At 69.3% G+C, this 7,262-nt stretch carries 5 protein-coding genes and 1 pseudogene; all 6 read right to left on the minus strand.

Annotation, left to right across the window (positions count from 1 at the left end; genetic code table 11):
* A partial coding sequence (locus VD972_RS00655) for a hypothetical protein (RefSeq protein ID WP_324979161.1) occupies positions 1 to 1,293 on the minus strand: 1,293 nt, incomplete at its 3' end.
* Positions 1,294 to 1,376: 83 nt separating this feature from the next.
* A complete protein-coding gene (locus VD972_RS00660; RefSeq protein ID WP_324979164.1) occupies positions 1,377 to 3,161 on the minus strand; it encodes a hypothetical protein in 1,785 nt (594 codons plus the stop codon).
* 63 nt (positions 3,162 to 3,224) lie between these two features.
* Positions 3,225 to 3,902 (minus strand): energy transducer TonB, encoded by a 678-nt coding sequence (locus VD972_RS00665; protein ID WP_324979167.1) that lies wholly within the window; start codon positions 3,900 to 3,902, stop codon positions 3,225 to 3,227.
* Between the two features lie 543 nt (positions 3,903 to 4,445).
* The gene (locus VD972_RS00670; protein ID WP_324979170.1) at positions 4,446 to 5,231 is read right to left on the minus strand and encodes an ABC transporter ATP-binding protein; all 786 of its coding nucleotides are present in this window, start codon (positions 5,229 to 5,231) and stop codon (positions 4,446 to 4,448) included.
* Positions 5,232 to 5,267: 36 nt separating this feature from the next.
* Positions 5,268 to 6,698 carry a hypothetical protein gene (locus VD972_RS00675; RefSeq protein WP_324979173.1) on the minus strand — a complete coding sequence of 477 codons (1,431 nt, stop codon included), beginning with the start codon at positions 6,696 to 6,698 and terminating at the stop codon, positions 5,268 to 5,270.
* An 86-nt stretch (positions 6,699 to 6,784) separates the two neighbouring features.
* Positions 6,785 to 7,262, minus strand: a pseudogene (locus tag VD972_RS00680) (hypothetical protein); the annotation flags it as partial.

Raw genomic sequence — 7,262 nt, forward strand, 5'->3', positions numbered from 1 at the left:
CGTGCCGAGCCGTGGATAGCCCTTGGGCGTGCTGGAGAGGTAGAGGAGCTTGAGCGGCTCGAGGGGCCGGGTCTCCAGCTCGCGCGCGAGCTGCTCCAGCACTTGCAGGCGCTCGCCTTGCTCCAGGGCGGAGACATCCACCAGCGTGACATTCGTCTTCCCAGCGAGCCCTCCGTCCAGCGGCATCCATGCGAAGTGCTCGGGACGTGGCAGCAGGGGCTTCAGGGAGTCTGGCCTGGGCATGCGCCGGGTGGACTCGGTCACCCAGCCATTCACGGCCCCCGGAGGCCGCCGGAAGAGGGGCGGCTCCTGCGCCGCGTCCTTCTTCGTGACGCGCAGCACGTGCACACGCTCCTGGAGGTGTGCGGCGAGCCGCTCGGCGAGGAGCTCGCCCAGCCGCCGCAGCGGGAAGGGCTCAGGGCCGTCGAGCACGAGGATCTGGTGAGCCGGGGGGGGGACGGGCTTCGGGGTGAACCCGGGGCTTCCGCGATGGATGGCCCTCTGCAGGTCCGAGTCTTCCCGGAAGAGCCGCCAGAAGAACGCGCCGTCGATGCGGATTGCCACCGGAGGGCTCGCCGGGTCCTCCACCCGCACTGCGTCTCCCGCCATGGCCCGCTTCAGCAGGAACTGCTTGTGCCCGATGCAGGCCGGAGCCTTCAGCCACGCGACACACTCGCCCGAGCGGAGGATCTGGCAGGCCCCCGAGAGCAGGACATAGAAGTCGCCCGGTATCTCGCCGCGGCGCAGCAGCGCTCGCTTGTCCTCGCGCGCGACGGCAGCACTCTCCACCAGCCGGAAGAGTGCCTGCTCCGAGATGAGCGCGAAGCGGGGCTCCTGGCTGAGCACGCGGACGAGCTCCTCTGCCAGCGCCTCGGCCTGGGAGACCCGGAGCAGCCACTCCCTCAGGGGCCGTGGGACGTGGTCGAAGTCCTCGCGGCGGAGCTCGAGGAAGCGCGTGGGCTCGACGGTGGTCGCCGACAGGCTCGTGCTCGAGGGGGGCTGCCCAAGCCACGGGGCCACGTGCTGGAGGCCGTGGACGCTCCCCACCCCGAGGCGCTGGCTGCCCTCTGGCAGCAGCCGTCCCAGCTGGGTGACTCGCACGCAGCCCGAGAGGATGAACCGCAGCGCGGGAGGTTGATCCGCGAGGGACACCTGGGACTCGACCTGGGACGGCTGCAACCGCTCCGCGAGCTGGCGGAGGAGGGACTCGCTCTCGGGCTCTCGGAGGCAGCCGGCCAGTGCGGGAGATGACTTGAGAAGTTCCAACCAGGCCTGCACGTCACGCTCCGGCATCCAGACCCTCCCAGGGGTATAGGGGCGCGATTCTACCTGGTTCGTGCGTGCCGTTTCCTTGCGGTGCTCGAGCCTGCTGACGGTCACCAGCGCAGGACACGCGTGCTCTCGCCCTCGAAGCGAACCTGGACGACCTGCCTCCCCTGGCCGTTGACCTCGATGACCTGCCGGAAGAGGGTCAGTCCCTCTTCGTCGCCGTACGAGTTCGTGGTGAACACCGTGTACAGGCCGGGCACGAGCTCACTGAAGTCGTTCAAGACCTCGTAGTAGATGAGGGGCATCCCTGGCTGCGCCCAGATGTCCGCCTTCGCATCCGCGACCAGCGCGTGCTCCTCGATGCGGGCCCACGTGTCGCTGTCCGTGGGCCAGGGATGTGCGCCGGGCACGATGTAGACATCGTCGTAGTGGGTGGGCCGGGGCAGCAGCACACGGAGCCTTCCAGGCCCCTGGGTTGGGCGGAGCTCGAGCGGGACCGTGCCCTTCTCCTGAACCTGGGTGCTCATGGTGGGGAAGCGAAGCGGGACACCCTGATTCCTCGCCGACTGCCGCTGCGGCTCCTGCTTGACGCGGACTTCATGGAGGCCGGGCGGCACGCTCAGGAGGGCGTGGCCCGAGCTGTCCGTGGACATGCTGAGCGAGCCCCACGCGCCCTCGGCTGTGACGCTCACTCCGGCTGCGGGATGGCCCTCCACGCCGAGGACGCGAACATCGAGCCGTGAGCTGCCTGGAGGAAAGCGGAGCGTGAGCTCTCCCTCCTGCCCGGGGCGGACTCGCTGGCGGAGGGTGGTGCCTTTCTCTTCCAGCACCACTCGCGCATCCTCGTCGACCGGAACGGGCCCGAGGGTGAAGCGCCCGGACTTGTCGGAGCGCGCCACCAGGGAGTGCACCTGGAGGGAGAGGCCCACCACGGACTTCCTGTCCGAGCGCATCACGTGGCCCACGAGGCGGCGTCCACGCTCGAGCACGATGTCCCCCAGTTTCACGTGCTCAGGCACGGGCCTGGGCAGCGGGACGTGCTGGGGCAGGAAGCCCTGGGCCTGGATGACGATGACGCACGCACCTTTGAGCGTGAAGCGCCCTCGCGGATCCTTGAACCGCTCCGGGCCCATCTCGAAGTCGCGGATCGGAGCACCGCGCTCGTCGATGACGCGGCCGGAGGCCGTCCTTGCGCACCTGCGGCCCCACAGCTTCACCTCAGCGGTGGGGGCTCCCGTCAGCATGATGGCCTCTCCGTACCCGCGCTCGTGCTCCAGGGAGAGCACGTACTCTCCCTCGCGCAGGTTCCGCAGGGTGAAGCGGCCCTCCTCGTCCGCTTGGGTGGCCGCGCTCTCGCGCGGGTAGGCGGTGTTGCGGAGGAAGTCTCCGTCCAGGGGGAGTGACGGGAAGCGCTGGCGGGCCGTCACCTTGGCGCCGCCCGCTGGGAGCCCGTCCGCGCTCAGGACCTGCCCGGAGAGGGTGCCGGGTGGGAGCGGTGGGAAGCGGAGCTCCACGCGGGGGGCCGCGGTGCCGGGCGCCAGCTCGATGTCCTGCCATACGTAGCGCTGAAACTGGGGCTCCCTCTGCCAGAAGGCCAGGAGCCGGAAGCGCCCAGCCGTGACCGGAAAGCTCGCGCTGCCCTGCGAGTCTGTTTGTCGCTCCAGGTTGGCCTGAGGCAGGGGCTCGGGGATTAGCACCACGGAGGCGCCCACCAGGGCTTCTCCCTCGGGGCCACGAACGACGGCCTGGAGCGCCCTTTCTCCCCCGGGCTCCCGTGTCACCTTGCCCTGGACCAGCGGGCCACCGTCCACACCGAGCGCGTCGCTGACCTGTGCACCCAGTGCCACGGCTGGAAGGAGCAGCAGGAGTCCCAGGCAGAAGGAAGGCCGCATGTTCTCGACTGTAGCTGGAGTGGAGCCAGCCGCGTGCGCGTGCAGCGACTCCTGTGTCGCCGGTCAGTAGACGCCGATCAGGTGGATCTGCACCCTCGGATTGCCCAGGTACTCCTCGAGCCGCCACCGGCTTCGGATTCCGTCGTCGCGGATGCCGACCCCTGCATCGGGCGGTGAGCCGGTGTGGGCGAAGGCGTTCCGCAGCCGGGAGAGTGCCCAGGCATCAAAGGTCGGGTCGCCCGAGCTCTCGAGCACCTTGAGGTTGCGGAGCTTGCCATCGGGCTCCTGCCAGACCTCGACCACGGCGGCGAGCGCGAGCACCGGCGCGGTGACGTCCACCATGAACATGTTGGATGCGCGTCCCGCCTCGGCTGCCGCCTGGAGGCGGTTGCGCTGCTTGATGCGGAAGTCACGCTTCTCGGACTCGACCATGGCGGTGCCCGACTTGCCGTAGTGCTGGATGGCCTCGACTTGCTCACGCGCCATGCGTGAGCCGACGACCTCCGCGTCCGGTGGCGGGGGATCCACCAGCTGGTCCGAGAAGGCGAGCTGCAGCTGCCGGAAGTATGGGGTGGTGGCTCCCCGATCCGCCCGTGCCGCCGCGAGCGTGTCCAAGGCCCAACCCTGCACCCGCGCCTTCGCCTCTTCCGCCTGGTACTCCGCCACGGCCTGCGGATCCGGAACCTCTCCGGGTAGGTTGCGCACGGTCCGGCCCCGAGAGGGTGGCTCCTCCACGGGCATGCCTCCCGGCAGGTTATTCGGCAGGAGCGTCAACCGTTGCGGGGCGCGCGGCACATCCTCTGCCTTCGGAATGGCACCTCCAGGCGCGGACGCCTCCTCCTGTGTCTGGGCCACTGGCTCCGGAGGCGGGGTGCTCTCGGGCGCAGCTGGCTCTTCTCGGGTCTGGGCCATCGGCGCCGGTTGCGGTCGGCGCTGCACCTTGCGCGGCGGCAGAGCACTCGCCCGGGCGGGCGGCTGTACCTGAGGCTCAGGAGCAGGTAGGGGGACGGGCTGTACAGGCTGGTAGACGAGCTCCATCTCGAGCGGGCTCTGCGGCGCCCTCCGCGGCGCCGGGTCGGTGGACCAAGCCCGCGACAGCGCGACGAGGGCCACGCCGTGCAGGAGCACCGAGGCAAGAAGCGTCAGGAGTAGCCGGGAGCGTCGCGACACGGTGGCAAGCTTGCCTCGATAAGCCCTGAAAGGTGAAGCGCCGCGAGTCCTAGGGATGAGGGTGTTGAGCCGAGGCACTCGGGCATCGGCTGGCCTGCACGTGGAAAGGCCTTTTCAGCGGGGGCGCTGGGCCTGGCGCTGCAGCCACGTGTGGAGGAAGGCCTTCACCGCCGGATGCTCCGAGCGGCGAAACTCCTCGGGTGGGCCCATCTCGACGACTCGGCCCTCGTGCATGAGGGCCAGGGTGTCGCCCACCTTGAAGGCGGACGCCACATCCGGGGAGATGACGAGCGAGGTGGCGCCCAGCTGCTGCTTGCCCGTGAAGATGACTTCGTTGACGGAGGCCGTGGTGAGCGGATCCAGGCCGGCCGTCGGGTCGTCATAGAGGAGGATGTGCGGCTGGAGGATGGCGGCCCGTGCGAAGCCCACGCGCTTCTGCATGCCACCCGACAGCTCGCCTGGGAAGCGCTGGGCCGCATGCGTCAGCCCCACCACAGCCAGGGACTTGCTCACAGCCTCTCGAATCTCCGCCTCGGACATCTTGGTGCGCTCGCGCAGCGGGAAGGCCACGTTGTCGAAGACGGTGAGCGAATCGAAGAGCGCGTTGGCCTGGAAGAGGATGCCCAGCTTGCGGCGCAGGCGGTCCAGCCCCGCCTCATCCAACTGCACGATGTCCTCGCCGTCTATCTTCACCGTGCCCTGGTCCGGCTGCATCAGCCCCACCAGGTGCTTCATCAGCACCGTCTTGCCCGAGCCGGACACTCCCATCAGCACGCAGGTGGTGCCCTCCTCCACGACGAGGTCCACCCCCCGCAGCACCTCCTGGTCACCGAAGGACTTGCAGAGGCCCCGCACCTCAATCATCGGCTTGCGCGCCGATGAACCGCTCGTATCGCTCATCGCGATGCCAGCATGACACAGGTTCAGTTCATGGCTTCAGGGCCTTCGACTCGTCGACGATAGCTGCCTCAAGGTGCCGCTCTCGGTGGCCCGGGTCCGGGCGTCGAGGAAGGGCAGGGGAGCAGCCGTTCGGACCCAGGACGCCACGGGCTCCGTGCTCCCGGTCTTCTTCTCCCAGGACTCCAGCCACCGTGCCAGGCCCTGCACCTGGCGGCCTGGCGGGACGAGATCGAGGAAGCGCTCCAGGGAGCCATGCCCCCGGGCGCGCAGCTCCATGTCACAGAGGAAGGCCACCACCATCCCTCCGTTGTAGGAGAGCTCTCGGGCCTTGGCGTCCTCGAAGAAACGCTCGCTGGCCTCGGCGAGCGAGGCCTTCCCGTACCAGGGGTTCTGCTGCACGGAGGCATGGGCGCGGTCCACCGCGGAAAGGAAGGCCGTCGAGTCCATCAGTCCGGCCCTGAGGAGCACGAGCTGGGACAGGTAGTGGACGAACCCTTCCTCGAACCAGCGCAGCTCGCCTCCCGCCTCAGGCCCTGTCGAGTCGTACAGCCCTTCTGCTCGCTCTCTGCCCCACGTGTGCAGGTACTCGTGAGCGAGGATGCGCGCCAGCACCGGATCGCCAGGGGACCTGAACGCGTGGACGCGCTCCAGCGGGAGATCGCGAGGCAGGTGGACCTGGATGGAGCCCTCCTTGGGGCTGCCCTGAACCGTTCCAGGCGGGAAGTCCGGCCGCAGCATGATGACGTAGCGCATCGTGGGAGCGCGGCTGCCCATGAGCTCCAGGGTGGCCCCAAACACCCGGGAGAGGAGCTCCGGCAGCGTGGATCGGGCGACATCCTCATCGCCAAACCAGGCCACCTCGAGCTGCAACCCACCGGGAACATCGAGGGTAGCCCGGCTGAACTTCCCAGCGGCCAGGTAGTTGGCCAGGAGAGTGGTCAGATCGGGCGCTTCGTGGCCGAAAGGCGTGAGGATCTGCCAGCCGGGAGGCACCTCCCATTCCACCGGGATGGGGCCTTGCACGGCGGAAGACTCCGCAGGGACGACGAACACCAGCGCCCCCAGCAGGAACACATGGCGCTCGTCCAGCTTGGGCATCTCTCCGGAGCCGGGCTGCCCGTGGGAGAGGCCATGGGCTTCGGGATCTGTCCGCACACGGTAGGAGAGCCGCAGCCTGCCATCCGGAGGCGCTTGGGTCTCCCAGCGGTGGGGGCCTGGGGCTGAGAGCGCGAGGGAGGCTCCGTCGCCATCCTGGGAGGCGATCTCCGAGACGATCCGGAAGTCTCGCCCTGCGCCGTGAGAGCCTGCGACCTGGAACGGGACGCGTTGTCCGGCGCGCCCGTGTACCTCCAGGAGGACCCGCACCTCCGTGGAGGAGACGGTGACGCGATACTTCAGCCGCAGTCCCTCGGACGGCTCGGGGGCCGACGGCCGCACCGTGGCGCAGGCCACGAGCGCCAGGCCCATGACTGCAAGCCAGGGGCGGGGCGGCACCTCGCCGAGTCCTCGAGAGGGGCCACCTCTTCTGGATGCGCGCATGAGCGTTGGCCAGGTCACGGCGTGGACAGCACGCTGGTGAGGGACTCTGCCAGCGAGGTGTCCACCAGCGAGTTGTCTCGATACGGCGTCCGGGTGAGCTCCCTCCCGGGTGTCCGCATCGCGGCGATCCGCACCACGTAGGCCTGCTTCGACTGCAGCATCCCCGGCGGCACTCGCACCCGCCGCTGCGCCGTAAGGAAGGTGGCCACCGTCTCCGTGAGCGCCACGTCAGGCGAGGTCGGCGAGGCGTACAGCCGGAAGATGCGCAGCTCGTACACATCCGCCGTCCCCAGCGTGGGCGGCTCCCAGGTGAACACCGGCATGAGCGACGCGAGTTCGCGATCCTCCTGGGCGTTGGCGCCGTCCACCTGGAGTTGGGTGGGAGGCGCCAGGCGCGCCTGCACGGGCCGGGAGGTGAAGACGCTCAGCTCTTCCTGGTCCTTCAGCGACACGCCCAGCGTTGCCGAGGGCCCCTGTGGCGGCACCTTCACC

Source organism: Hyalangium sp., from assembly GCF_035629615.1.
Taxonomy (GTDB): Bacteria; Myxococcota; Myxococcia; order Myxococcales; family Myxococcaceae; genus Hyalangium.

Coding starts and splice junctions, on each gene's coding strand:
- VD972_RS00660 (WP_324979164.1), bottom strand. CDS start 3,161: ATGCGGCCTTCCTTCTGCCTGGGACTCCTGCTGCTCCTTCCAGCCGTG.
- VD972_RS00665 (WP_324979167.1), bottom strand. CDS start 3,902: ATGCCCGTGGAGGAGCCACCCTCTCGGGGCCGGACCGTGCGCAACCTA.
- VD972_RS00670 (WP_324979170.1), bottom strand. CDS start 5,231: ATGAGCGATACGAGCGGTTCATCGGCGCGCAAGCCGATGATTGAGGTG.
- VD972_RS00675 (WP_324979173.1), bottom strand. CDS start 6,698: ATGGGCCTGGCGCTCGTGGCCTGCGCCACGGTGCGGCCGTCGGCCCCC.